Genomic DNA, 24,253 nt, shown 5'->3' on the forward strand with positions numbered 1-24,253 from the left:
GACGGGGGTGTACGCGGCGTCGCGCCGGGAGGGGCAAATCGGTGGCGGGGGCCGTGGGCCGGTGCCACACTCGACGCGGTCCCACAGCCGAACCGTCAGGAGTCGACCGGACGATGTGATCCCGCAGGACGCGGCAGGGCAGCGCCCCGCCGCCGCCGGTTCCGGCCGTCCGCCCGCCCGGGCGTCGACGGCCCCGCCCGTCGTCCCGCGGAGGAGCACCCCGTGTTGAAGGTCGCGTCCGTCAGCAAGCACTACGACACCGAGCCGCTGTTCACCGACGTCGAGCTGGTCCTGAACGCCGGCGACCGGGTCGGCCTCGTGGGCCCGAACGGCGTGGGCAAGTCCACCCTGTTGCGGGTGCTCACCGGCGAGGAACCACCGTCGGGCGGGCACGTCGCCCTGGCTCCCGGCGTGCGGGTCGGCTACTTCGCCCAGCAGGTGCCGGACCCGGACGCCACCGTCGGGCAGTTCCTCGCCGCCGGGCTCGGCGAGCTGCAACCCCTGGCCGAACTGCTGCGTGATCTGGAACGGCGGATGGCCGACGGCGACGGCACGGCACTCGCCGAGTACGGCGACGCACAGGAACGGTGGGCGGCGCTGGACGGCTGGCGGGCGCAGGCCCGGCTGACGGAGGTCCGCCAGCGCCTCGACATCGACCATCTGCGCGACGACACCCCGCTGCGCCGGGTCAGCGGCGGCGAGCAGGCCCGGCTCACCCTCGCCCGGGTGCTGCTGCACGCCCCGGACCTGCTGGTGCTCGACGAGCCGACCAACCACCTCGACGCCGACGGGATCGCCTGGCTCGGCGACTGGCTGGCGGCCTTTCCAGGCGCGGTGCTGGTGGTCAGCCACGACCGGGCGTTCCTGGACCGCACGGTGACCAGGATCGTCGAGCTGGACGGCATCCACGAGGCGCCGCAGACCTACACCGGCGGCTACAGCGACTACCGGGCGGAGAAGACGCGCCGCTGGCAGCGGCTGCTGCTGGACTACGAGGCACAGCAGAAGGACCACCGGCGCTGGCTTGCCGACATCGACCGCACCAAGGAGCAGGCCCGCGGAGTCGAGGAGACCGTGCGCAGCGGCCTCGGCGCCGACCAGCAGCGCCGCTACGCCAAGAAGGTGGCGAAGAAGGCCAAGGCCCGCGAGCGGCGGCTGCGCCGGCAGATGGACTCGATCCGTTGGCTCGCCGAGCCCCGTACCCGGCCGCCGCTGACGCTGGCGTTCCCCCAGCAGGGCACCGGCGGGCGGGAGGTGCTGCGGTCGCGGGGCCTGACGCTGCGCGCCGGCGGCCGGGTGCTGCTCGACCGCGTCGACCTGAGCGTCCGCGCCAGCGACCGGATCCTGCTCACCGGCGCGAACGGCGCTGGCAAGACCACCCTGCTGCGGGCCCTCGCCGCCGAGGACCACCCCGCCGGGGGCGAGGTCGTCGCCGACGAGCCGGTCGCCGTGCTGCCGCAGACCCACGACGCACTGCGTACCGACGTCACCGTGCGCGACTACTTCCGCTCCCGGGTGCCCGTGTACGTCGACGACGCCGAACGGCTGCTCGACGCCCACCTGTTCGGCCCGGAGCGGTGGGACGTGCCGCTGCGGATGCTCTCCGCGGGTGAGCTGCGCCGGCTGCTGCTCGCGGTGCTGGTGAACAGCCCAGCCGAGGTGCTGCTGCTCGACGAGCCGACGAACTATCTCGACTTCGACGCACTCGACGTGGTGGAGGAGGCGCTGCGGCAGTTCCGGGGCACCCTGGTGATGGTCAGCCACGACGCCTGGTTCGCCGAGGCGGTCGGGGTCGACCGGCGCTGGCGGCTGGCCGACCGGCGGATCGTCGAGGAGCCGGCGGTGGCCACGATCGCGTAGGGCGCGCCTCCTCCCGTTCCCGACCCGAAGCTGAGAACCTTTTTCACATGCTCTCCCCGAACGCTCCGGCGCGGCCAAGCCGGCCCACCCCGCTGGCCCTGCCCGGGGGACCCGCCGACTTCACCGAGGCGTGGCTGCGCAACCGGCGGCTGTCCGAGCACACCCGCGACGCGTACCGGCGCGACGTCGCCGGCTGGCTCGCGTGGTGCGCCGCCCGCGGACTGGACCCGTTGCAGGCGAACTTCCTGCACGTCAACGAGTACGGCCGGGCGCTGGAGGCCACGCTCGGCGCGCGTACCGGCAAGCCGCTCACCCCCGCCACCGTCGCCCGCCGGCTCTCCGCCCTGTCCAGCTGGTACGACTTCCTGGTCAAGCTGCGCGCGGTCGAGGCCAACCCGGTCGCCGGCGCCGACCGCCCCCGCATCGACCGGGACCACTCCGCGACGGTCGGGCTCACCCCCGAGGAGGTCGACGCGCTGCTCGCCGCCGCCGAGGCCGACACCGGGCCGACCGCCGCGCGCAACCGGGCCGCGCTCGCGTTGCTGGCCGACCTCGGACTGCGCGTGGGGGAGCTGGTCTCGCTCGACCTGGCCGACCTGGGCGCCGAGCGGGGCCACCGCAGCGTGCGGTTCGTCGGCAAGGGCGGCAAGTCGCGCCGCCGCGCCCTGACCCCCGGCACTGCGTACGCGGTCGACGCGTACCTGGCCCAGCGGGCCGCCGCGCAGGGCGTGGCGGTGCACGAGCTGACCGGCCCGCTGCTGGTCACCGCCAGCGGGGCCCGGCTGGACCGGCACGCGATGTTCCGGCTGGTGCGCCGGCTGGCCCGCACGGCCGGCATCCCGGCCTGGGCGAGGCTGTCGCCGCACTCGCTGCGGCACGCGTTCGCCACCACCGCCCGCGCCGAGGGCGTACCCCTGGAGGACGTGCAGGACGCGATGGGCCACGCCGACCCGCGCACCACCCGCCGCTACGACCGGGACCGGCACAACCTCGACCGCGATCCCGCGTACGCCATCTGGGCCGCCCGGGCCCGCCGCCGCGGCTGAGGTGCGCTGGCCGGTGGACGCCGCACGTACGTGGCATCCACCGGCCGGTGACCCGCGGCCTACGGGTCCGTGTGGATCAGCGCCCGGCTCAGCGCCTCGATGCTCTGCTGGCCCCCGGCGACGATCAGGACGTCGCCGTGGGCGAGGACGTGCCCCAGCCCCGGTGCGGTGATCGTCCGTCCGTCGCGCACGACGGCGACGACGCTCACGCCGTGGATGCGCGCGACCGCCTCGGCCAGGGTCCGGCCGTCGTACGGCGAGGCGGCCGTGACCGGCAGCTCGACGACGCTGATCGCCTCCCGGTGCCGTTCCAGGTGCGTGACGTGGTCGATGGTGGCGACGGGGTGCAGCAGTTCGGCCACCTCCTGCGCCTCGGTCGCGCTGAGGGTCACGGACCGCTCCACGGTGTCCGGGTCACCGGGCGCGTAGACGACGACGTCGCGCCGGCCGCCGCGGTGGCAGACGACCCCGATCACCTGTCCCTCCCCGGTGTGCAGGGTGTAGCCGACACCGATACCGGGCAGCGGCACGCGTTCTATCTGCATCATTGCCTCCTGTCGTCAGGTGGAGCGAAATGGCCGGCCTCGCCGAACCAGGTGGCCAGCCGCCCGGCGCGGGAAACGGCCCGCAGACGCCGTTCGGTGGCGTCGCGTACGGGTGGGGTGGTGAGCACGACCAGTTGGTCACCGACGCGCAGCCGGGTGTGCTCATCGGGCACGAACGAGTCGTCGCCACGCACGACGAGGGTGGTCGCCGCCGGCGGCGGCAGCCGCAGCTCGGGCAGGTAGACCCCGTGCAGGCGGGAACCGGGTTCGACGGTGACGTGGATGAGGTCGGCGTCCATGGCGTCCAGCGGCGCCAGCTCGATCTGCAGGTCGGGTCCCAGGTCGTGCGAGTCGAGGCGTAGCCGCCGTGCCAGCCAGGGCAGGGTCGGGGCCTGGATGAGGGTGAACACCACGACGAGCACGAAGACGATGTTGAAGACCTGTTCGCTGCCCGGCGCCCCGCCGACGACCGGGATGGTGGCCAGCACGATCGGCACGGCACCGCGCAGTCCGGCCCACGACAGGAACGCCTGTTCGCGCAGTGGAATCCGGAACGCGGCCAGCGCCACCAGCACGGAGGCGGGCCGGGCGAGCAGCAGCAGTGCCGTACCGACCACGATCGCGGGAACGATCGCGGCGGGCAGTTCGCTGGGCGTGGCCAGCAGGCCGAGCATGACGAACAGGCCGATCTGGGCGATCCAGCCCAGCCCTTCGGCGACCGAGTGGGTGGCCCGGCGGTGCGGCAGGCCGGCGTTGCCGAGCACCAGTGCGGCCAGGTACGCGGCCAGGAACCCGCTGGTCTGGGCCAGGCCGGCGACGGCGAACGCCAGCACCCCGCAGGCGACCGTCGCGATGGGGTACAGGCCGGAGGTGGGCAGGGTCAGCCGCCGCAGCAGCCACACGCCGGTAGCGCCGGTCACCACGCCGATCGCGCCCCCGGCGATCAACTGGTAGGCCATCGTGGCGACCAGCGGCAGGGGCTCGACCGCGTCGAGGGTGGCGGCGCTGAAGGTGAGCACCAGGATCAACGTGGGAGCGTCGTTGAGTCCGGACTCGGCCTCCACCAGGCTCGTCAGCCGCCGGGGCAGCGGCACCGCCCGCAGCACGGAGAACACCGCCGCGGCGTCGGTGGACGACACGACGGCTCCCAGCAGCAGCGCCATCTGCCAGCCGATGTCCAGCAGCAGGTACGCCGCCGCGGCGGTGACGGCGACGCTGACGAACACGCCGACGGTGGCCAGCACCGACGCGGGCGCCAGCACCTCGCGTACGTCGCTGAACTTGGTGGTCAGGCCGCCCTCGACCAGGATGACCGCCAGCGCGGCCAGGCCCAGGGCCTGGGCCAGGGCCGCGTCGTCGAACGGGAAACCGGCCAGGTCCTGGCCCAGCAGCAGGCCGACGGCCAGGTACGCCAGCAACACCGGCATGCCCAGCCGGGTGGCCAGCCGGGCCGCGCCGACGCTGGCCAGGACCACGCCGGCGCCGACGGCCAGCGTCACGTACAGCTCACCGAGATCCACGGCGGCCCCCTGACCCGCGGTTTCCGGCTACGCCGCGACGAGGCGCGGCCACACGTACACCCGGGCGTTCACCGTGGTCAGAGACATCGTGAAGGCGACGGCTACCGGCGAGATGACGATCGCGGCGGGGGCGGGCCGCGCGCTCACGGGCATCCGCCCGGCGGGCCGTTCTCCGCGTTGGTGGGCCGGTAGGCGCAGGCGGGCGTGTCGGTCTCGGGTGGTGTGGGCTCGACCACCATCAGGTGACGGTTCACAAGATCCTCCGGGGTCTCGGCGTGACGGGCGACGTCCGCGCGGGCGGCGACAGGTGGAGCCGGGCAGCAGGAAGCGGAGCCGCAGGGGCTCCCTGGCCCGGGCTCGCCTTCATGGTCATCGGAGCGGGCCGGGTCGACATCGGGGCTGACACCCATTTGGCGCCGCCGCTGCCGCAGGGGCTCTGCGCCGGCTGCCCGGCGCGGTGCGCCCGCGTCCCCGCCCCGACTGCGGGCGCGACGGATAATGGGTGCGCGCACGCATTTACAGGACGCACCCGGGCCGACAGGCTGACCATGATGAGGGTGATCACCGCCGCGGGACGGGCCGGCCTGGCCCCTGGCGGGCCGCAGAGAACGGCCGACGCCGGGCGGAGTCGGGCAGCGAGGGGAGGAACCGTCGTGTCGCTGTTCTGGCGGATCTTCCTGCTCAACGCCGCCGTACTCGTCGCCGCCACGCTGCTGCTGCTCGGCCCGGTCACGGTGTCCACCCCCGTGCTGCTCACCGAGGCCGTCGTGCTGACCGTGGGCCTCGCCGCGATGCTGGTCGCCAACGCCGCGCTGCTGCGCGTCGGCCTCGCGCCGCTGCACCGGCTGACGCGGGCCATGACCACCATCGACCTGCTGCAGCCCGAACCCCGGCCGGTCCCGGCCGGGCAGGCCGGCATCGCGGACCTGATCCGCGCCTTCAACGCCATGATCGACCGGCTGGAGGCGGAGCGGGCCTCCAGCGCGGCCAGCGCCCTGTCCGCCCAGGAGGCCGAGCGCCGGCGCGTCGCCCAGGAACTGCACGACGAGGTCGGCCAGACGCTGACCGCGGTCCTGCTCGAACTCAAGCAGGTCGCCCGGCACGCGCCCGAGCCGGTCCGCGCCCAACTCGCCCAGGTGCAGGAGACCACCCGCGACAGCCTCGACGAGATCCGCCGCATCGCCCGCCGGCTGCGCCCCGGCGTACTGGAGGAACTCGGCCTGACCAGCGCCCTCAAGGCGCTCGTCACGGAGGTCACCGGGCACACGGACCTGTCGGTGCGCCAGCACCTCGACGCGGACCTGCCCGCCCTCGACGGCGAGGCCGAACTGGTGATCTACCGGGTGGCGCAGGAGGCCCTCACCAACACCGTCCGGCACGCGCGGGCCACCACCGTCGAGCTGTCGCTGACCCGCCGACCGGGCCACGTGCAACTGCGGATCCGCGACGACGGCCGGGGCATCGGCGACGCCGCCGAAGGCGCCGGCGTACGCGGCATGCGGGAGCGCGCCCTGCTCATCGGCGCCCAGCTCAGCGTGGGGCCCGGCCCGGACGGCGGCACCGAGGTGCGGCTGCGGGTGCCCGTCGGCGACTCCGAGGCCCGGCCGTGACCACCCGCATCCTGCTCGCCGACGACCACGCCCTCGTGCGCCGTGGCGTGCGCCTCATCCTCGACAGCGAACCGGACCTGACCGTCGTGGCCGAGGCCGGCGACGGCGCGGAGGCCATCGGCCTGGCCCAGACCGAGCGCCCCGACCTTGCCATCCTCGACATCGCCATGCCGCGGCTGACCGGCCTCCAGGCGGCCCGGGAGCTGTCCCGGCAGCAACCGGGCCTGCGCATCCTCATCCTGACGATGTACGACAACGAGCAGTACTTCTTCGAGGCCCTCAAGGTCGGCGCCAACGGCTACGTGCTCAAGTCCGTCGCCGACCGCGACCTGGTGGAGGCCTGCCGCGCCGCCGTACGCGACGAGCCGTTCCTCTATCCCGGCGCCATCAACGCCCTCATCCGCACCTACCTGGAGCGCAGCGCCCGGGGCGAGAGCCTGCCGGCCAGGGCCATCACCGAGCGCGAGGAGGAGATCCTCAAGCTCGTCGCCGAGGGCCACTCCTCCAAGGAGATCGCCCGCCTGCTGTTCATCAGCGTCAAGACCGTCGAACGGCACCGGGCCAACCTGCTGCAGAAGCTCGGCCTCAGGGACCGGCTGGAACTGACCCGCTACGCCATCCGGGCCGGGCTCATCGAGCCGTGACCGCGCGCGGCGGGGGTGACGGGCGCCGGCGGCGACCGCGGCCCGGACAGCCGGTACGGGGACGACAGGGCCGACTTTCCTGCGGGCGGGCCCGCCGGTTCTCTACGGTCGACGGGTGGGCGCTGAGCAGCCGTGGAGCCGGCCGGCCCGTCGGGGCCGCCCGGTGCGTACCGGGTTGGTGTTCGCGGGCGTGACCGTGCTGCTGTGCTGCGTCGGGGTGGCCGGGCTGGGCGCCTGGAACGTGCAGGTGGTCACGCAGGCCAGCGGTCCGGTGCGGGAGACCGCCGACGGCTTCCTGCGGTCGGTGGCGGCGGGCGACACCGACGGCGCGTACGAGCGGCTCTGCGCCGACACGCGCAGCCGGTGGAGCCCCATCGGGTTCACCAGCTGGCTGCGCACCCCGCCGGTGGTCGACGGCTACGAGATCGTCGACGTGTCGGTGGCGACCCGGGGTGGCAGCCCGCGCGGCACCGTGACGGTCCGGCTGACCCGCGACAGCGGCCTCACCGAGGAGCGGAAGCTGTCGGTGGTGCGCGAGGACGGCGACTGGCGGGTGTGCGGTGACCCGTACTGAGGCGTCAGCGGCGGGGGCCGAGTTCGCCCGCGCGGTAGTGCCGGCGGCAGAGCACCTGGTAGCGCACCTCGGCGCTGTCCACGGTGTCGCCGATGACGACCTGCAGGCCCTCGCGGACCACCCGACCGTCGACGACGCGGGCGTTGAGCAGCCCTTCCCGGCCGCACCAGCAGAGCACCTCGACCTGGATGCGGGCCACCTCGTCGGCGAGTTCGAACAGCCGCTGCGCGGCCGGGAACAGGCACGAGCGGAAGTCGGTGGCCAGCCCGAACGCGTACACGTCGACGTCGTAGCTGTCGACCAGCTCGGCCATCTGCTCGATGTGCTCCAGGTTGTAGAACGACGCCTCGTCGCAGATCAGGTAGTCGACGCGGACGCCCTCGGCCCAGGTGTCGCGCACGAGGGTGCGCAGGTCCAGCTCGTCGGTGACCTCGACGGCCTCGTGCGCCAGGCCGATGCGGGTGGTGACCTGCGGGCCCAGCGAGCGGTCGATGCGGGTGGTGACGAGGCCGCGGCGGCCCTGCCGGGAGTGGTTGTGGTTCATCTGCAACGCCATCGTGGACTTGCCGCAGTCCATCGGCCCCCAGAAGAACTTCAACGCCGCCGCGTGCAGCGGACGCCCGTCCACGCCCCGCGCCGCGGCGCACCCGGCGGGGGAGTCGTCGGGGCCCAGCGGCGGGCGCGCCAGGCAGGTCGGGGCGGCGGCGTGGTCGGTCACGGTCGGGCAGCCTAGCCGATCGACGTCGGCTGATCCGGCCGGTGCGGACGGGCGCGCGTCGCTCAGAGCACCCGGGGCGGGGTGTTGCCGGCGGCGACGATCGCCCGGCGGATCGGCACGGCCAGCAGCAGCAGGAACCCGACGACGAAGAAGATCAGCAGGGAGACCAGGCCCACCCGGTAGGAGTTGGTGAGCTGGAACACGATGCCGAAGGCCAGCGGGCCGAGCCAGCTGGTGCCCTTGTCGCTGATCTCGTAGAAGCCGTAGTACTCGCCCTCCTTGCCGGCGGGGATGAGCTGGCTGAACAGCGACCGGCTCAACGCCTGGCTGCCGCCGAGCACCAGGCCGATGGCGGCGCCGAGGATCATGAACGGCAGCGGCGCCTCGGCGGGCAGCCGGAACGCGCCGAGGATCACCCCGGTCCACAGCACCAGGCTGATCAGCACGGTCTTCCAGGCGCCGATGCGCTTGGCGAGGGCGCCGAGCAGCAGCGCGCCGCCGAAGGCGAGGAACTGCACCAGCAGGATGGTGACGATCAGGGTGCTCTGCCCGAGCTTCAGCTCCTCGGTGCCGTACTGGCTGGCCAGGGCGATGACGGTCTGGATGCCGTCGTTGTAGACCAGGAACGCCAGCAGGAAGAACAGCGTCAGCGGGTACGCCTTGATCTCGCGCAGGGTGCGGCCGAGCTGCCGGAACCCGTCGGTGAGCGGGTTGCCGCCGGCCAGCGCGGCGGCCGTGGGGTGCTCGCGCAGCCAGCGCAGCGGGATCAGGGTGAACACCGCCCACCACACGCCGGCGGACACGATCGACCAGCGGGCCAGGTCGAGGGTGCGCTGGTGGTTGCCCTCCTCGCCGAGCATGCTGACCGCGACGAGGTTGAGCGCCAGCAGCAGGCCGCCGCCCAGGTAGCCCAGCGCCCAGCCGCGGCTGGAGATGCCGTCGCGTTCGTCGGGGCCGCCGAGCCGCGGCAGGAACGAGTTGTAGACCACGACGCCGGCGCCGAAGGCGATGTTGGCGACCATGAACAGCGCCCCGCCGAGCAGGTACCGGTCGCCGGTGACGAAGAGCATGCCGACGGTGGCGCCGGCGCCGGTGAAGGCGGCGGCGGCGAGCAGCCGCTTCTTGTGCGCCGAGCGGTCGGCGATCGCCCCGACGACCGGCAGCGCGAACACGGTGAGGAACACCGACAGCGACACCAGGTACGGGAAGTACGAGCCGGCGGCGACCTTGACGCCCAGCGGGTAGACGTACCCGGAGCAGGTGTCGGCGCCGAGTTCACAGCCGGCGGCGAGTTCGGTGACGGTGGTCAGGAACGGGCCGAGGAAGACGGTGATGACGGTGGTGGAGAAGGCGGACATCGCCCAGTCGTAGAAGTACCAGCCGCTGCGTTCGCGGCGGGTGCTCGCCGGGGCGGGGGTGTCGTCCACGGCGGGGGTGACGGTCTCGGCCATCGGGGTCCTTCGAACGGGTTCAGGCGGCCCAGTGGCCGCGGCTGCGGTAGACGTCGCGCAGCACGCCGACGTGATCGGTCATGATGCCATCCACTCCGAGGTCGAGTAACTCGTGCATCTCGGCAGGTTCGTCGATCGTCCAGACATGCACGTGCAGTCCGAGTCGGTGGGCGTGGCGCAGGAACCTGCGGTCCACCACCCGCACCCGCCCGTAGCGCACCGGCACCTGCGCGGCGACCACCGACGGGGGCAGCCGCAGCGCCCGCCCGGTCAGCGACGCCATCCGCAGCCGGGCCACCCCGCGCATGCCGAGGCTGCTGGCGACGCGCCCCTGGGTGAGGGCGCGCAGCCGGGCCAGCCGGGCGTCGCTGAACGAGGCCAGCAGCACCCGGTCGCCGGCCCCGACGCGTGCGACGGTGGCCACGGTCGGCTCGACGCCGCCGTCGGCCTTGACGTCGATGTTGAACCGCACCTGCGGCCAGGCGTCGAGGACCTCGTCGAGGCGGGGGACGACGGCGGCGCCGCCGACGCGTACCGAGGCCAGGTCGGCCCAGCGCAGGTCGGCGATGCGCCCCGGCTCGCCCGTGACCCGGGTCAGCGTGGCGTCGTGGAAGACCACCGCGACGCCGTCGGCGGTGCCGTGCACGTCGGTCTCGACGTACCGGTAGCCGAGCCCGATGGCCCGGGCGAACGCCGCGGCGGTGTTCTCGTCGCCCTCGGCGGCGCCGCCCCGGTGGGCGAAGGCCAGCGGTGTGGGGCCGTCGAGGTAGGCGTGGGTCACGCGGGGAGTATGCCCGGCGCCGTTGGCCGCCGGGTGGCCGCCCGGTTGCCACCGCGACGCCGTGCGGCTGGCGGATGTCGGACAGTGACGACGGTGTCGCGCTGCGGTGCGGTGAAGATGTCCGGGTGATGCCATGGATGCCTTCTCCCCGGCCGGGAGGGGCCGAGGAGCCGCCGGCGTCCGCGCCGGGGGTGGCGGCCCGGGCGTTGGACCCGCTGCCGGCCCGCATCGCGCTGCCGCCGTCGCAGCGCCCGCACCGGCGCGTCCCGCCGCAGGCCCGGCCGCTGCTCTGGCTGGTCCTGCTGGTCGGTAACCCGTGGGCCGCCCGGCTGCTCATCGAGTGGCGCTATCGACTGCCCCGGGGCGACGGACTGCCGGGGCTGGTGGGGGCGCTGGGCGAGGCGATGCTGGCGGGGCTGGGCTGGCCGAGGTGGGACGTGCGGCCGCTGCGGGCCGACCATGTCGCCTGGTGGCTGGCGGAGAACGCCCGCACCGTGCTGTTCGTCGTGATCGCGGTGGCGCTGCTGCGTCGGCTTGCCACTCCGGCGTTCGCGCCGCGGCGTACGCACCGGGTGCTCGCGGTGATCGGCGCGAGCGTGACGGCGGCGGTGCTCGCGGCGGTGGGCGGCGTGACGATGCACGTCCTCACCGACAGCGGCATGCTGCGCGGCGTGGACCTGACCTCGGCGGTGCTCGGCGCGATCTCCGGGGCGCTGTACTGCGGATTCGTCGTGGGTGTCCTGCTGGCCTGGGCGGCGGTGCGCGGACCGGGGCCGCGCCGTGGGGGGTTCCCGGCGACCCGGCACGGAGGTGGCTGACATGGTGGTACGGCAGCACAGCGGCCCGCGCGACGAGGCGCCGTCGGCACGCTCGCACCCGGACGCCGGCAGCGAGGCCACCCGCTACCTGTGCGCGGCCGCCCACACCGACGACGCGTTCACCGAACGGGTGCTGGCCGAGGTGTTCGACGACGACCTGCGCGCGGTCGCCCCGTCGGTGGGCTTCGACCTGGGCACGGTGCTGCGGCACTGCCTGTCCGCCCGCCGCCGGCGCCGTCTGCGGGACGTCGGGCTGCTGGTCGCCGGCGGCCTGGCGGTGCTGCTCGCCCCGCTGGCGACGGTGCTGGTCGGGGTCACGATGGCGGTGGGCAGCTCACTGGCCCCGCTGCGGCCCGGCCGCAGCGGCCCGGTGGGCCCGTTCCTGTCGATGATCGCGATCGCGACGGTCTCGCTCGTGCTGGTCTTCCAGCTCGGCGCGGCCACGCCCGGCGACGACCCGGCGGGCCTGCCCGGTTGGGTCGTCGGCCGGCCGTGGCTGGCGCTGCCGGCCGGCCTGGTCGCCTACCTGGTGCTCGTGGGGCACCTGCTGGGCACCCGGCGGCTGCTGGTGACCCGGTTGCGCCGGGCCCGGTTCCGGCCGGAGCCACCCGACGTGGCGTCGCTGCCGGCGCGCGACGCCGAGCGGCTCGCCGCCGTCGACCGCGCCCAGGGCGGCAACGTGACGGTCTACGGCGGCTACACCCCGTTCGTCGGGCACGGCACGCCGGTGGCGGGGTGGTCGTTCGCCCTGCCGATCCTGGCCGACGCCCACGGGCCGGCCGGGACCGCCCCCACGGGCGACGTGTCCGCCCCCGCGCCGTTCACCGTCGTGGAGCTCATCGACCACGTGCGGGCCCGGCTGGCGGCGATCCGGCTGGACCAGGCCGGCGATCCCACCCCGGCGCGGCTCGCGGGGCTGCTGCTCGAGGACCGGGTGTTCGTCTGCGGCGACCGGCTCACCGGCGACACGCGGTTGCTGCCGCACCGGGAGCGGATGCCGCGCCAGCGGTGGTCCGACGACGAGGTACGCGAGGTCGCCGGCCGCCCGCAGGGCGCGGCGCGGCACTACCTGTGCGCCCTGGTGCCGTCCTGGGGCGGGGAGGTCGTCGCCTCCACGTTCCTGCACTTCTCCACCGACGGCCAGGTGCTCTACCTGGAGTGTGCCCGCACGGTGCTGGAGCCGCCGCGGCAGGGGTACCACGACGTGGACCGGCTGACCGAGTGGCTGCCGGTGAGTCAGCTCGCGCAGGCGCTGGCCACCGGCACCGAGCGGTTGCTGCCCACCGCGCTGGGCGCGCCGGTGCGGCTGCTGCGGGACCTGGTGCGGGGCGTCGCGCGTGGGCGGCGTCAGGCGCGGCTGCGGCAACTGGCCCGCGAGGACCTGGGCTACGACTACGGTGCCCGGGTCGGCGTGCGGGAGGTCGCCTCCGGCGCCGAGTACCACAACTACTTCCAGGTGCTCGACGCCGCCAAGCACCTGAAGGTCGTCGAGCGGCACGTGCTGGCCGCCATCATGGACTTCCTGGACGCCCGTGGGGTGGACACGGCCGAGTTCCGCAACCGGCAGACGACGATCCTCAACCAGGGCGTCATCCAGACCGGCGGCCTGAGTGTGGTCGGCAACCAGGCGGTGGGCCAGGGCGCCCGGGCCGAGCAGCAGGCCGAGGGGGCGCCGCCGCGCAGCCGTCGGCCGCGTGACGACTGAATCGCAGGGGAGGACGGGCATGCCCGAGGGGACCAACTACGGCATCCAGCAGTTCGGCGGGGTGAGCCAGGTGGGAAACCAGGCGGTGGGTCCGGGCGCGTACGCCAGCGGCGGCAGCCTGTGGGCCGCCGCGCCCGCCGGTGTCGACGCCCCGGCGCTGGTCCGGCAGCTGCTCGAGGTGCTCGACCGGCACCGGGGCGAGCTGTCGGAGCCGGCCCGGGTGACGGCCGCGCAGTTGCGTGCGGAGCTGACCCGTCCGGACGCCGAACCGGGCCGGGTCACCGGGTTGTTGCAGCGGCTGGCGGTGGTGGCGGCTCCGGTGACGCCGGTCGCGACGGCGGTCGGCGAGCTGCTGCGCCTGGCGCAGGCGCTCTGACGGCGCGCGCGGGCACCGGCGGTCCGGCGGGTCAGCCGGGCGAGCGGTGCCGGCGGTGCGCGCGGCTGGTGTCGCTCGGGCGGCCGGGGTCGACGTGGCGGGGGCGCTGCGGTTCGTCGGGGCGCAGCGGCACGAGGGCGTCGGTGATGGCGTCGATGATCCGGTCGGTGGCCTGCCGGGCGGCGCCGGGCGCGCCGTGGGCGAGGTCGGTCAGGTCGACGGGCTCGCCGAAGTGCACGCGCAGCACCGGGCGGCGCCACACGGCGCGGGCGACCCCGCGCAGCAGCCCCTTCGGGGCGCGGTAGGGCAGCACCTCGTGGGAGCCCCACTGGGCGACCGGGATCACCGGCGCGCCGCAGGTGAGGGCGAGGCGGGCGGTGCCGGTCTTGCCGCGTTCGGGCCAGATGCCGGGGTCCAGGCCGATGCGGCCCTCCGGGTAGACCAGGATCACCGAGCCGCCGGAGACCGCCGCGGCGGCGGCGTCGAGGGCGCGGCCGACGGCGGCGGTGCCCCGGTCGACACGCAGGTGCCCGGCGCGGCGCATCGCGGCGCCGAGGACGGGGGTGCGGAACAGCCCGCCGGTGGCCATGATCCGGGGGGCGACGCCCCGGGCGCGGCAGGCGGCGGCGAGCACGACGGGGTCGAACGGGCTGATGTGGTTGGCGGCCAGGATCAGCGGGCCCCGGCGCAGCGCCTCGGGTACGTCGCCGCTGACCTCCAGGCGGGCCAGGAGCGCGACGACGACGCGGGCGAGCAGTTGCGCGGCACGCCAGATCAGCGGTGGCTGCCAGGTCGGGCGGGTGGTGTCCATCAGCGCGCAATGGTCGCACGCGCAGGCCGGTCGGCGTGGCGCGGGGCGCGCGGCGGCGGGCCGTCCGGCAGAGGTGATCAGGGTCATTGGTCCCGGGCCGCTTCGGGCCCCCCGCCCCTGCCGCATTCTCTACGACGCGCAGTAGTATTTACTACGTCTCGTAGTATGCACAGCCTGGGGGTTACTGGTGGACGCGTTGGACGTCGCCCGCTGGCAGTTCGGTGTCACCACCGTCTACCACTTTCTCTTCGTACCGCTGACCATCGGCCTGTCCGTGCTGGTGGCGATCCTCCAGACGATGTGGCACCGCACCGGCGACGAGAAGTACCTGAAGCTCACCAAGTTCTACGGCAAGCTCTTCCTCATCAACTTCGCGATGGGCGTGGTGACCGGCATCGTGCAGGAGTTCCAGTTCGGCATGAACTGGAGCGACTACTCCCGCTTCGTCGGCGACATCTTCGGCGCCCCCCTGGCGATCGAGGCGCTGGTCGCGTTCTTCCTGGAATCCACCTTCATCGGCCTGTGGATCTTCGGCTGGGACCGGCTGCCCAAGCGGCTGCACCTGGCCAGCATCTGGGCCGCCGCGATCGGCAGCAACCTCAGCGCGTACTTCATCCTCGCGGCGAACTCGTTCATGCAGAACCCGGTCGGCTACCGGATCAACCCCGACACCGGCCGCGCCGAACTCACCGACTTCGTGGCCGTGCTGACCAACAAGGTCGCGATGATCACCTTCCCGCACACCATCGCCGGCGCGTTCCTGGTGGCCGGCTCGCTGCTGGTCGCCGTCGCCATGTGGCACCTGGTGCGCAACCGCGACTCCGCCGACACCCCCGCCTACCGCTTCGCCGCGAAGTTCGGCTCCTGGGTCACCCTGGTCTCCGCCGCCGCCGTCGCCATCACCGGCGACATCCAGGGCAAGATCATGACCCAGGTGCAGCCGATGAAGATGGCCGCCGCCGAGGGCCTCTACACCACCGAGAGCCCCGCCTCGTTCTCCGTACTCACCGTCGGCAGCCTCGACGGCAGCCGCGAGCTGTTCGCCCTCAAGATCCCGCACCTGCTGTCCTGGCTGGGCACCGGCGACCCGAACGGCACCGTGCAGGGCATCAACGACCTGCAGGCCCAGTACGCCGCCCAGTACGGCGCCGGCAGCTACACCCCGATCATCCCGGTCACCTACTGGAGCTTCCGCTTCATGATCGGCTTCGGGATGGCCGCCGCCGCCATCGCCCTGCTGGTGCTCTGGAGCCAGCGCAAGGGCCGCACCCCCACCAGCAAGTGGCTGCTGCGCGCCGGCCTGGTCATGCCCCTGCTGCCCCTCGCGGCGAACTCCTTCGGCTGGATCTTCACCGAGATGGGCCGCCAGCCGTGGATCGTCTTCGGCGAGATGCTCACCCGCGACGGCGTCTCCCGCAGCGTCTCGCTGACCGAGGTGCTCACCTCCTTCACCGCCTTCACCCTCATCTACGCCGCCCTCGCCGTCGTCGAGGTCAAGCTGCTGTTGCGCTACGCCAAGGCCGGCGTGCCCGACCTGACCCCGAACCCCGACATCGACGACACCCACGACGACGCCGAGCGCCCGCTCGCGTTCGCCTACTGAACACCGGAGACACACCGTGGAACTCACCACCATCTGGTTCCTGCTCGTCGCGGTCCTGTTCACCGGGTACTTCATCCTCGAGGGCTTCGACTTCGGCGTCGGCATGCTGCTGCCCGTGCTCGGCCGCGACGACCGGGAACGCCGCGTCCTGATCAACACCATCGGCCCCGTCTGGGACGGCAACGAGGTCTGGCTCATCACCGCCGGCGGCGCCATGTTCGCCGCGTTCCCCGAGTGGTACGCCACCCTGTTCTCCGGCTTCTACCTGCCGCTGCTGCTGATCCTGCTCGCCCTGATCATCCGCGGCGTCGCCTTCGAGTACCGCCACAAGCGCCCCGAGGCGACCTGGAAACGCCGCTGGGACACCGCCATCTTCGTCGGCTCGGTGGTGCCGGCGGTGCTGTGGGGCGTGGCGTTCGCCAACATCCTGCGCGGCGTGCCGCTCGACGCCGACCACGAGTACGTCGGCGGCCTGCTCGACCTGCTCAACCCGTATGCCCTGCTCGGCGGCGCGACCACCGCGGCGCTGTTCCTCACCCACGGCGCCGTGTTCATCGCCCTCAAGACCGTCGGCGAGGTACGCGAGCGCGCCGCCGCCCTCGCGGTGCGCGTGGGCGTGGCCGCCGCCGCCCTCGCGGTGGCGTTCCTGACCTGGACGCTGAACATCCGCTCCAGCACCGCCGCCGTCGTCTTCGCCATCGGCGCGGCCCTGGCGCTGCTCGGCGGCCTCGCCGCCGCCCGCGCCCGCCGGGAGGGCTGGGCGTTCACCGGCACCGCCGTGGCGATCGCGCTGGCCGTGGCGACGCTGTTCGCGGCACTGTTTCCGAACGTGCTGCCCTCCACCGGTGACATCGCCGGCACGCTGACCGCCACCAACGCCGCCTCCACCCCCTACACCCTGAAGATCATGACCTGGGTGGCGGTGGTGTTCACCCCGATCGTGCTGGCCTACCAGGGCTGGACGTACTGGGTGTTCCGCAAGCGCATCGGGGTGGCCCACATCCCGCGGCACTGACCAACCCCGCCGGGTGGCCGCGGGCCCCGCCGCCGCCACCGGCACCCACCACGGGGCCGACGCGACACACCTGCCGCGCCGGCCCCGTGGCCGTGCCCACCGCCCGCGTCAGTGCGCCTCGCGCAGCTCCGCCAGGCGCGCCTCGATCTCCGCCAGCTCCGCGCGCAGCTTCTCCGCCTGCTGCTCCGCCTCGGCCCGCTCGGCGGCCATGATCTGCTCCACCGCCTCCTGCACCCCCGGCACGTCCACCAGCGCCACCATCCGCAGCGCCTCCGCCGGCTTCACCACGTACGGCTTCGCCAGGGACTTGCTGCCCTGCTGCGCGGCGACCGTCCACTCGCCGTCGGCGTACGCCAGCGTCACCGTCAGCCCCGCCGGGCCCTTCGGCTTCACCGCCTTCACCGGCCGCCGCGCCGGCGCCGGCTTCGCCTCCACCGTCTCCACCTTCGGCTCCTCCCGCCGCTGCTGCGGCACCCGGTCCAGCACGAACTCCGGCTCCGCTGGCGCCGCCTCCACCTGCTCCTGCGGCTCCGGCTGCGGCTCCGGGGCCTTGCGCCCGGCGCCGCGCGGCGCCACCGCCACGTCGGCGGGGGAGAAGGGCAACTCGTCGCGACCGAAGCGGACCACCACGAACTCGTCCGACACGGCCGGATCGGTCAGCTCCACCACCTGCCCCACCTGCCCGGCGATCTGACCCGCCGAGGCGGTGAACACCACCTTCGGCTTGCGGCCCGCCGCCAGCGCCTCCCGGATGCTCTGCACCTCGTCAGTGGACAAACCCTGGCCAGCGGCACCCATCAGCAACCTCTTCCGTCGTACACCTGTTCAGATGCCTGCCTTGATACCAGCCCACGCCGACAAGCGGAAGATCAACCCCCCAGCGCCCGCAACGCCGCGTCCGCGTGGTCGTTCATGTTCAGCTCGCTGTGGACGACCTCCACCACCCGCCGGTCGGTGTCGATCACGAACGTCATCCGCCGCGTGCTCAGCGCGCCCAACGGCAGCCGCCGCCGCACCCCGAACAGGTCCGCCACGACCCCGTCCACGTCCGACAGCAACGGATAGTCGAACCCGTGCCGCCGGGAGAACTCCGCCTGCTTCGCCACCGGATCCCGGCTGATCCCCACCCGGGTCGCGCCCACCGCCGCGAACTCCGCCGCCAGGTCCCGGAAGTGGCAGCTCTCCGCCGTGCACCCCCGCGTCATCGCCGCCGGATAGAAGAACAACACCACCGGACCGCCGGCCAGGAACTCCGACAGCCGCCGCGGCGTACCCGTCTCGTCAGGCAGCTCGAAGTCCTCCACCACGTCGCCGACACCCACACCCGCCACCGCGCACCTCCACGTCACCGTCCACCGACGCGCCCGAGCCTATGCGCCGGCCCACGAGCCCGCCCCGGTAGCGTCGGCTGCGCAGCCACGACAGGGGAGAGGCACATGCGACCGGTCACCGTGATCACCGGCGGCAGCCGCGGCATCGGCGCCGCCACCGCCCGCCGCCTCGCCCACGCCGGCCACCACGTCGCCTTCAGCTACCGCCGCGACCGCGCCGCCGCCACCGCCGTGCTCGCCGACATCGACGCCACCGGCGTACGCGGCCTCGCCGTGCCCGCCGACACCCGCGACCCCGACCAGGTCACCGCCCTGTTCGACGCCGCCGCCGACCTCGGCGCGATCACCGGCCTGGTCAACAACGCCGGCGTCACCAGCCCCATCGGCGCCTTCGTCGACCTCGACCCGGCCGACCTGCGCCACGTCGTCGACGTCAACCTCATCGGCTACGTCCTCTGCGCCCAGCAGGCCGCCCGCCGCATGGACCGCGGCGGCGCCATCGTCAACGTCTCCTCCGTCGCCGCCACCCTCGGCAGCCCCGGCGAGTACGTCCACTACGCCGCCGTCAAGGCCGCCACCGACACCCTCACCACCGGCCTCGCCAAGGAACTCGCCCCGCGCGGCATCCGCGTCAACGCCGTCGCCCCCGGCATCATCCGCACCGACATCCACGCCCTCTCCGGCCAACCCGACCGACCCGACCGGGCCGCCGCCCGCATCCCACTGGGCCGCCCCGGCGAACCCGACGAGGTCGCCGGCGCCATCGCCTGGCTGCTCGGCCCCGACGCCAGCTACACCACCGGCACCGTCCTGCGCGTCGCCGGCGGCCTCTGACCCCCGTCCACCGCGCCCCGAACCGTCGCCGTCCGTGCGACGATGCGCGCTGTGACCGGTGTCTTCGGCGACGTCGCCGACCTCTACGACGACGCACGTCCCGACTACCCGAGCGCCCTCGCCGACCTCATCCGCGACTACCACGGCGGCACCCCCACCGCGGTCACCGAGATCGGCGCCGGCACCGGCAAGGGCACCGCCGTGCTGCTGCGCCTCGGCGCGCCCGTCACCTGCGTCGAACCCGACCCCCGCATGACCGCCCGACTCACCGCCACCTTCCCGCAGATCCACCCCGTCACCGACACCTTCGAACGGTGGCAGCCACCCACCGGCGGCGTACCCCTGCTCGCCTGCGCGTTGGCCTGGCACTGGCTCGACCCGGCCACCCGCAACCCACGCGCCCACGACGCGCTCACCCCCGGCGGCACCCTCGCCGTCTTCGGCCACGAGTACGGCTACGCCGACCCCGAACAGGCCCGCGCCGTCGACACCACGCTGCGCGGCGTCGACCCCACCGCCACCCGCCGCCGCACCGACTGGTTCCACCAGGACATCACCGACAGTGGCCTGTTCACCGACGTACGCGCCCACACCCTGCACCGCGACCTCACCCTGACCACCGACGGCTACCTGCGCCTGCTGCGGACCTTCGGCCCGTACCGGCAGCGCAGCGCCGAACAGCAGACCCGGGCGGCCACCGCGATGCGCACCCTCGTGGACGGCTTCGGCGGCAGCGTCGTGCTGCGCCTGCGCACCACCCTCGTCCTCGCCCGCCGCCCCCACCGGCCCTGATGCCACCGACCGTCCACCCGGCACCCCAACGGCGATCCCGCCGGCCACGCCCGCACGCCGGATTGCTGTCGGTGGGCTCCTCTACCGTCCGCGAACGTGAGCGCAACGCAGACGTACCGGTACCTCGGATCCTCCACCCTCGCACGCGGCGGCCTCGGCCTGCAGACCAGCGGCGGGCCCGCACCCCACCCCCGGTTCTTCACCGGGTTCCTCACCACCCCACCGGCGGCGGCCGTCGGCCTGCTCGCCGTCGCCGAGGTCGCCCGGACCCGCTACCACCGACCCGTCAGCGCCGCCAGCCTCGACCCGGTGGTCACCGGCAGCCGCGACCGGCTCCGGTTCGAATCCTTCTCCGGCTGCTGCGGCGTCTACGCCCGCCTCGACACCCTGCCCGCCGGCCTCGACGGCGACATCGTCGAGCACGGCACCACCAACGTCGACGTCAACAACCCGCTGCGCGAGGCACTGGCCCGCGTCGGCGGCCTCGACCCGCTGCACCTGTCCGTCGGCCCCGACGACCTGACCGTCTCCACCATGGACGGCCCGATCGTGGAGAAGAAGGTCCCCCTCCCGGCGCGCTGGCTGCGCGGCTTCGCCGAGGTGCAGATCCTCTCCGCCGCCTTCGAACCCCGCGCCGAGATCCCCGCCACCGAGGCGGCCACGTTCCTGCGCCGGCTACCCACCACCAGCGACCGGTCGGTCCTCTGGGCGGTGCCGGCCGGCCGGTCCCTGCGACTGACCTCCCGACCCGTCCCCGGCGCCGTCTGCCTGGCCGGAGCGAGCCGACTGACCGCCCTACGCGGCATGCTGCGCTTCGCCGAGTCCCTGCGCGTGTACGGACCGACCGTCGCCGCCGGCTCGGCACCCGTGCCGAGCACCTGGGAACTGGACACCGGCGCCCTGCGCCTCTCCCTCACCCTCTCACCCGAGCCGTACCGCGGATTCTCCGGCGAAGGCGCCGCCCTCACCGCACTGGCCGGCGACGACGTCGTCGACGACGCCGACCTCGTCGCCGCCGTACTCTCCTGGGACCCCACCATCGACGTCGACCGGCTGGCCACCGACACCGGCCTCGACCCGACCCGCGTCCGCGCCGCGCTCGCCCAACTCGGCACCGCCGGCCGCGTCGGCTACGACGTCTCCGAGGCCGCGTACTTCCACCGGGTCATGCCCTACGACGCGGGCCGCGCCGAACGCGACAACCCCCGCCTGGTCGGCGCCCGGGCGCTGCTCGACGCCGGAGCCGTCGAACTCGACGCCACGACCGCCACCGTCCGCAGCGGCGACCAGGTCTACCGGGTCCGCCGACTGCCCGACGGCGACTTCACCTGCACCTGCCCCTGGTGGGCCAAGCACCGCGGCCAACGGGGACCGTGCCGGCACGCGCTGGCCACCCGGATGCTGACCGTCGACCGGGCGCAGGAGCGGGTGTGAGACACGCACAGCAGGTGTTCATGAAGAGCGCCGCACGGCGGCAACGGGAACTGGCCGCCGGCGGCACCAGCGACCTGTTCGACCTCATCCAGAACGCCTCCGCCGGCCTGATCGTGGCGGCTCTGGCCGGGCTGCCGGAGCAGCGCCGCCGGGAGATCGGCGCCGAGGTGACGACCTGGTTCAAGCAGCGGCAACGCACCACCTGGTGGACGGCCGGCTCCGGCACCGCCCTGGCCGTCGCCGTGGTCGGCTGCCTACCCACCGCCGCGCAGGCCGCGACGATCCTCGCCCGCAACACGGTCAACCCCGACGGCGAACGCGCCGCCGCCCTGATGTCCACGGTCGCCGAGGAACGCGGCATCACCTGGCTCGGCGACCTGGCGCACCGGCTGACCACGAAGATCAACCAGCAGACGGGGATCGAACACTGGGGGTTCGTCGCCGCACTGCTGCGCGTCACCGGGACGACACCACCGGCCAACGACCGGTTCGTCGAACTGTGGCTGGACTCGGTGCAACTGCCCGACCGGCGACGCGCCGGCCGACCGGCACCCCTGATCGAACGGCTCCGCGACGACCCGTTCCTCGACGCCATGCTGCCCCGACTGTTCGAGATCGACGGCCTCGGCCTGCGCATGACGTTCGACGAGGTCACCACGACCTGGGACGAACGACGACGCCACGTCCTGCCCACCGCGCTGGCCCGGCTCGCCACCGAGGCGACCATCGACCGGACCACCCTGATCGACGGCGCGATCCGCCGGCTGCTGCGCGGCGACCGGGCGGCCGCCCTGCGCGCCTTCACCATCCTGCTCACCGAACTCCAACCCACCACCACCGAGGTCGCCACCCGCGCCACCGACTACCTCCGCCTGCTCACCGACGCGCCGGCCCCGGCCGCCACCATGGCGCAGAAGGCACTACGAGACCTGCCCGACCTCGAGATCGACACCGTCCTCGACACCTCCCGCGACGTGCTGCTGCGACCAGACAAGGCACTCGTCAAGGCCCAGCTCACCTGGCTCGACCGCCTCGCCCGCCAACACCGCGACCGGGCGGCCCAGGTCGCCGAGGTCATCGCCGTCGCCGCCGAACACCCCGCCGTCGAGCTACGCGACCGCGCCAACACCCTCGCCACCCGCCACGGACACGACCCGACACCGGGCGGCACCGGCCAGGCGTTCGCCGGGCCACGCGGCGACGACCTGCCCCCGCCCGCACCACCGGCACCGGCACCCACCCCCATCACCGACGTCGACGAACTCGCCGAGGAGGTCGCCGCCCTGCTCGGCACCCCGTCGCAGGGCACACCGCTGGACCGCATCCTCGACGCGCTGGTCCGGCTCACCGCCACCGACGGCGCACGGGTGCACACCGCCCTCGCCCCCGTCATCGAACGCCGGCACTGGTCCTGGGGCAACGAACACCGCCACGACCCCCTCTGCCTGTGCAAGATGGTCGTCGACATCCTCACCACCGCCGCAACCACCGACCAGCAGGCCCGCCGACGCAGCCGGTGGGACACACTGCTCGCCGCGCTGCGCCGCACCGACCGGCAGACACCGCAGTCGGAACTGGTCACCACCGACCCCCGCGTGCCCGCACCGCACCGGCTGCTCCGAGCCCGCCTCGCCGAGATCGGCGCCCACCTCAACGAACCCGGACACCCCGGCCTGCTCGCCACCCCCACCCACGCCAACGGCGCCCTCGACCCGCTCGCCCTGATCGAGCGCCTCGCGGCCCTCGGCGACCGCACGCCCTGGCACTGGGACCTCACCCAGGCACTGCTGCGCCTGCCCGGCGACACCGACGAGGCGGTCGCCGGCAAGGCGGCGGCGCTGGGCACCCCGGCGGGGGAGCGGCTCGCCACCTGGCTCCGCGCCGGCGGACTGCCACCACCCGTCATGCGCGTCACCACCCTCACCCGGCGGCCCCGCAGGAACGGCTACGACTGGGAGCACGACCAACTACCGCCGAAACGCATCGCGGTCGAACTGCGCCCACCCGACGGCTACGACGACCGGTACGGACTACTGACCGCCGACCCCGCACCGATCGGCGTCGAACACTCCGCCTGGGCGAACCTGTGGCCGTCGATCCTGCCAGGGCACAGGGCGGTGGTCGCCGCGTACGCCCTGCCGAACGTGGCCGCCACCGCGGACATGGACCAACGCGGCGGCACGACCATGCTGCCGCTGCTCGCCGAGAGCACCGGCCCCGGCGCAGCGGCCCTCGACCTCGCCCTGTCCTACGGTCTCGCGGCCCGCCACGGCACCGACCGGATCGCCGCCCTGGACGCCCTGCTCACCCTCGCCGCAGCCGGGCAGCTCGACGCCACCGCGACCGGCGGACACCTGGGCCGACTCGTCGCCGGGCAGCTGGTGAAGCTGTCCAGGGCACTCGAACCCCTACGCGACGCCGCCCTGGCCGGAGCACCGCTGACCGTGTGGCGACTGATCGCCGCCGCACTGCCCCCGGTACTCGCCGCGCCCAGACCCCCACGCGGCCTGCCGGACCTGCTGAGCCTGGCGGCCGAGACGGCCGGCACGACCGGCGTCCGCATCGAGGTGCCCGGCCTGGCCGACGTCGCCGGCCGGGGCGGATCGAGCCGCCTCGTCACCGAGGCCCGACGCCTACGCCGCGCGCTCGACACGGCCTGACCCGTCGCTCGTCCCCAGCACGCGGGAACCACCCGCCGCAGCCGCTCGGGGCGTACGGCGTGCCGTCGCGGCGGCACGCCGTACGGTCCTGCTGGGCAACCCCGCCGCCACGTGGCACGATCTTG

At 74.0% G+C, this 24,253-nt stretch carries 22 protein-coding genes; 14 read left to right on the forward strand and 8 right to left on the reverse strand.

The features are described 5' to 3' along the window. Nucleotides 1-222 precede the first annotated feature (222 nt). Both abc-f and DER29_RS17590 read left to right on the forward strand, forming a co-directional pair. Nucleotides 223-1,860 carry a ribosomal protection-like ABC-F family protein gene (abc-f, locus tag DER29_RS17585; protein ID WP_121398312.1) on the forward strand — a complete coding sequence of 546 codons (1,638 nt, stop codon included), beginning with the start codon at nt 223-225 and terminating at the stop codon, nt 1,858-1,860. 47 nt (nt 1,861-1,907) lie between these two features. After that, a complete protein-coding gene (locus DER29_RS17590; protein WP_121398313.1) occupies nt 1,908-2,906 on the forward strand; it encodes a tyrosine-type recombinase/integrase in 999 nt (332 codons plus the stop codon). Between the two features lie 59 nt (nt 2,907-2,965). Here the strand turns inward: DER29_RS17590 and DER29_RS17595 are convergent, their stop codons facing one another. Both DER29_RS17595 and DER29_RS17600 read right to left on the reverse strand, forming a co-directional pair. Beyond that, nucleotides 2,966-3,451: a cation:proton antiporter regulatory subunit gene (locus DER29_RS17595; RefSeq protein ID WP_158619048.1), complete on the reverse strand. Its 486-nt coding sequence runs from the start codon at nt 3,449-3,451 to the stop codon at nt 2,966-2,968. Beyond that, nucleotides 3,451-4,971: a potassium/proton antiporter gene (locus DER29_RS17600; RefSeq protein WP_121398315.1), complete on the reverse strand. Its 1,521-nt coding sequence runs from the start codon at nt 4,969-4,971 to the stop codon at nt 3,451-3,453. Before DER29_RS17600 ends, DER29_RS17595 begins: the two co-directional genes overlap by 1 nt. Before the next feature lie 653 nt (nt 4,972-5,624). On the opposite strand from DER29_RS17600, the gene DER29_RS17605 reads away from it, so the two are divergent. The 3 genes from DER29_RS17605 to DER29_RS17615 all read left to right on the forward strand — a co-directional run bounded on the left by DER29_RS17605 (nt 5,625) and on the right by DER29_RS17615 (nt 7,799). Further along, nucleotides 5,625-6,581 carry a HAMP domain-containing sensor histidine kinase gene (locus DER29_RS17605; RefSeq protein ID WP_121398316.1) on the forward strand — a complete coding sequence of 319 codons (957 nt, stop codon included), beginning with the start codon at nt 5,625-5,627 and terminating at the stop codon, nt 6,579-6,581. Beyond that, nucleotides 6,578-7,225, forward strand: a complete 648-nt coding sequence (locus tag DER29_RS17610) for a response regulator transcription factor (RefSeq protein ID WP_121398317.1) — start codon at nt 6,578-6,580, stop codon at nt 7,223-7,225. Before DER29_RS17605 ends, DER29_RS17610 begins: the two co-directional genes overlap by 4 nt. Nucleotides 7,226-7,340: 115 nt before the next feature. Beyond that, on the forward strand, nt 7,341-7,799 hold the full coding sequence (locus DER29_RS17615) for a hypothetical protein (RefSeq protein ID WP_121398318.1): 459 nt from the start codon (nt 7,341-7,343) through the stop codon (nt 7,797-7,799). Nucleotides 7,800-7,803: 4 nt separating this feature from the next. Here DER29_RS17615 and DER29_RS17620 read toward each other — a convergent pair whose 3' ends face one another. From DER29_RS17620 to DER29_RS17630, 3 genes are all read right to left on the reverse strand, one after another. Continuing rightward, on the reverse strand, nt 7,804-8,517 hold the full coding sequence (locus DER29_RS17620; protein WP_121398319.1) for a thymidine kinase: 714 nt from the start codon (nt 8,515-8,517) through the stop codon (nt 7,804-7,806). A 62-nt stretch (nt 8,518-8,579) separates the two neighbouring features. Then, nucleotides 8,580-9,968, reverse strand: coding sequence for an MFS transporter (locus DER29_RS17625; protein WP_121398320.1), 1,389 nt, complete (start codon nt 9,966-9,968; stop codon nt 8,580-8,582). 19 nt (nt 9,969-9,987) lie between these two features. Beyond that, nucleotides 9,988-10,749, reverse strand: a complete 762-nt coding sequence (locus DER29_RS17630; RefSeq protein ID WP_233599885.1) for a glycerophosphodiester phosphodiesterase — start codon at nt 10,747-10,749, stop codon at nt 9,988-9,990. A 137-nt stretch (nt 10,750-10,886) separates the two neighbouring features. Between DER29_RS17630 and DER29_RS17635 the strand changes: the two genes are divergently transcribed. Genes DER29_RS17635 through DER29_RS17645 form a run of 3 tightly spaced genes read left to right on the forward strand, consistent with a single transcriptional unit; the run spans nt 10,887 to nt 13,648 of the window. Next, nucleotides 10,887-11,567 carry a hypothetical protein gene (locus DER29_RS17635; RefSeq protein WP_148710078.1) on the forward strand — a complete coding sequence of 227 codons (681 nt, stop codon included), beginning with the start codon at nt 10,887-10,889 and terminating at the stop codon, nt 11,565-11,567. A gap of 1 nt (nt 11,568) precedes the next feature. Then, nucleotides 11,569-13,272: a tripartite tricarboxylate transporter TctB family protein gene (locus DER29_RS17640; RefSeq protein ID WP_121398323.1), complete on the forward strand. Its 1,704-nt coding sequence runs from the start codon at nt 11,569-11,571 to the stop codon at nt 13,270-13,272. Nucleotides 13,273-13,291: 19 nt separating this feature from the next. Continuing rightward, complete coding sequence (locus DER29_RS17645) at nt 13,292-13,648, forward strand: hypothetical protein (protein ID WP_121398324.1); 357 nt, start codon at nt 13,292-13,294, stop codon at nt 13,646-13,648. 31 nt (nt 13,649-13,679) lie between these two features. On the opposite strand, the gene DER29_RS17650 is transcribed toward DER29_RS17645, so the two are convergent. Next, on the reverse strand, nt 13,680-14,459 hold the full coding sequence (locus DER29_RS17650; protein WP_121398325.1) for a 1-acyl-sn-glycerol-3-phosphate acyltransferase: 780 nt from the start codon (nt 14,457-14,459) through the stop codon (nt 13,680-13,682). 187 nt (nt 14,460-14,646) lie between these two features. Between DER29_RS17650 and DER29_RS17655 the strand changes: the two genes are divergently transcribed. Both DER29_RS17655 and cydB read left to right on the forward strand, forming a co-directional pair. After that, nucleotides 14,647-16,062, forward strand: coding sequence for a cytochrome ubiquinol oxidase subunit I (locus DER29_RS17655; RefSeq protein WP_121398326.1), 1,416 nt, complete (start codon nt 14,647-14,649; stop codon nt 16,060-16,062). A 16-nt stretch (nt 16,063-16,078) separates the two neighbouring features. Further along, complete coding sequence (gene cydB / locus DER29_RS17660; RefSeq protein ID WP_121398327.1) at nt 16,079-17,077, forward strand: cytochrome d ubiquinol oxidase subunit II; 999 nt, start codon at nt 16,079-16,081, stop codon at nt 17,075-17,077. 108 nt (nt 17,078-17,185) lie between these two features. On the opposite strand, the gene DER29_RS17665 is transcribed toward cydB, so the two are convergent. After that, nucleotides 17,186-17,875, reverse strand: coding sequence for a hypothetical protein (locus DER29_RS17665; protein ID WP_121398328.1), 690 nt, complete (start codon nt 17,873-17,875; stop codon nt 17,186-17,188). A gap of 71 nt (nt 17,876-17,946) precedes the next feature. Continuing rightward, complete coding sequence (locus DER29_RS17670) at nt 17,947-18,408, reverse strand: peroxiredoxin (protein ID WP_305036124.1); 462 nt, start codon at nt 18,406-18,408, stop codon at nt 17,947-17,949. 105 nt (nt 18,409-18,513) lie between these two features. Between DER29_RS17670 and DER29_RS17675 the strand changes: the two genes are divergently transcribed. The 4 genes from DER29_RS17675 to DER29_RS36100 all read left to right on the forward strand — a co-directional run bounded on the left by DER29_RS17675 (nt 18,514) and on the right by DER29_RS36100 (nt 24,128). Next, nucleotides 18,514-19,242 carry an SDR family oxidoreductase gene (locus DER29_RS17675; protein ID WP_121398330.1) on the forward strand — a complete coding sequence of 243 codons (729 nt, stop codon included), beginning with the start codon at nt 18,514-18,516 and terminating at the stop codon, nt 19,240-19,242. 51 nt (nt 19,243-19,293) lie between these two features. Next, nucleotides 19,294-20,034, forward strand: a complete 741-nt coding sequence (locus DER29_RS17680) for a trans-aconitate 2-methyltransferase (protein ID WP_158619049.1) — start codon at nt 19,294-19,296, stop codon at nt 20,032-20,034. 96 nt (nt 20,035-20,130) lie between these two features. After that, the gene (locus DER29_RS17685; RefSeq protein ID WP_121398332.1) at nt 20,131-21,468 is read left to right on the forward strand and encodes an SWIM zinc finger family protein; all 1,338 of its coding nucleotides are present in this window, start codon (nt 20,131-20,133) and stop codon (nt 21,466-21,468) included. Beyond that, nucleotides 21,465-24,128 (forward strand): DUF6493 family protein, encoded by a 2,664-nt coding sequence (locus tag DER29_RS36100; RefSeq protein WP_305036125.1) that lies wholly within the window; start codon nt 21,465-21,467, stop codon nt 24,126-24,128. Before DER29_RS17685 ends, DER29_RS36100 begins: the two co-directional genes overlap by 4 nt. Nucleotides 24,129-24,253: the final 125 nt, after the last annotated feature.

Origin of the sequence: Micromonospora sp. M71_S20, from assembly GCF_003664255.1 — a bacterium.
Taxonomy (GTDB): domain Bacteria; phylum Actinomycetota; class Actinomycetes; order Mycobacteriales; family Micromonosporaceae; genus Micromonospora.

What these genes read in the sequence shown, in the direction of transcription:
- DER29_RS17590 (WP_121398313.1), top strand. Translation starts at nt 1,908, where the DNA reads ATGCTCTCCCCGAACGCTCCGGCGCGGCCAAGCCGGCCCACCCCGCTG.
- DER29_RS17595 (WP_158619048.1), bottom strand. Translation starts at nt 3,451, where the DNA reads ATGCAGATAGAACGCGTGCCGCTGCCCGGTATCGGTGTCGGCTACACC.
- DER29_RS17625 (WP_121398320.1), bottom strand. Translation starts at nt 9,968, where the DNA reads ATGGCCGAGACCGTCACCCCCGCCGTGGACGACACCCCCGCCCCGGCG.
- DER29_RS17635 (WP_148710078.1), top strand. Translation starts at nt 10,887, where the DNA reads ATGCCTTCTCCCCGGCCGGGAGGGGCCGAGGAGCCGCCGGCGTCCGCG.
- DER29_RS17640 (WP_121398323.1), top strand. Translation starts at nt 11,569, where the DNA reads ATGGTGGTACGGCAGCACAGCGGCCCGCGCGACGAGGCGCCGTCGGCA.
- DER29_RS17645 (WP_121398324.1), top strand. Translation starts at nt 13,292, where the DNA reads ATGCCCGAGGGGACCAACTACGGCATCCAGCAGTTCGGCGGGGTGAGC.
- DER29_RS17650 (WP_121398325.1), bottom strand. Translation starts at nt 14,459, where the DNA reads ATGGACACCACCCGCCCGACCTGGCAGCCACCGCTGATCTGGCGTGCC.
- DER29_RS17665 (WP_121398328.1), bottom strand. Translation starts at nt 17,875, where the DNA reads ATGGGTGCCGCTGGCCAGGGTTTGTCCACTGACGAGGTGCAGAGCATC.
- DER29_RS17675 (WP_121398330.1), top strand. Translation starts at nt 18,514, where the DNA reads ATGCGACCGGTCACCGTGATCACCGGCGGCAGCCGCGGCATCGGCGCC.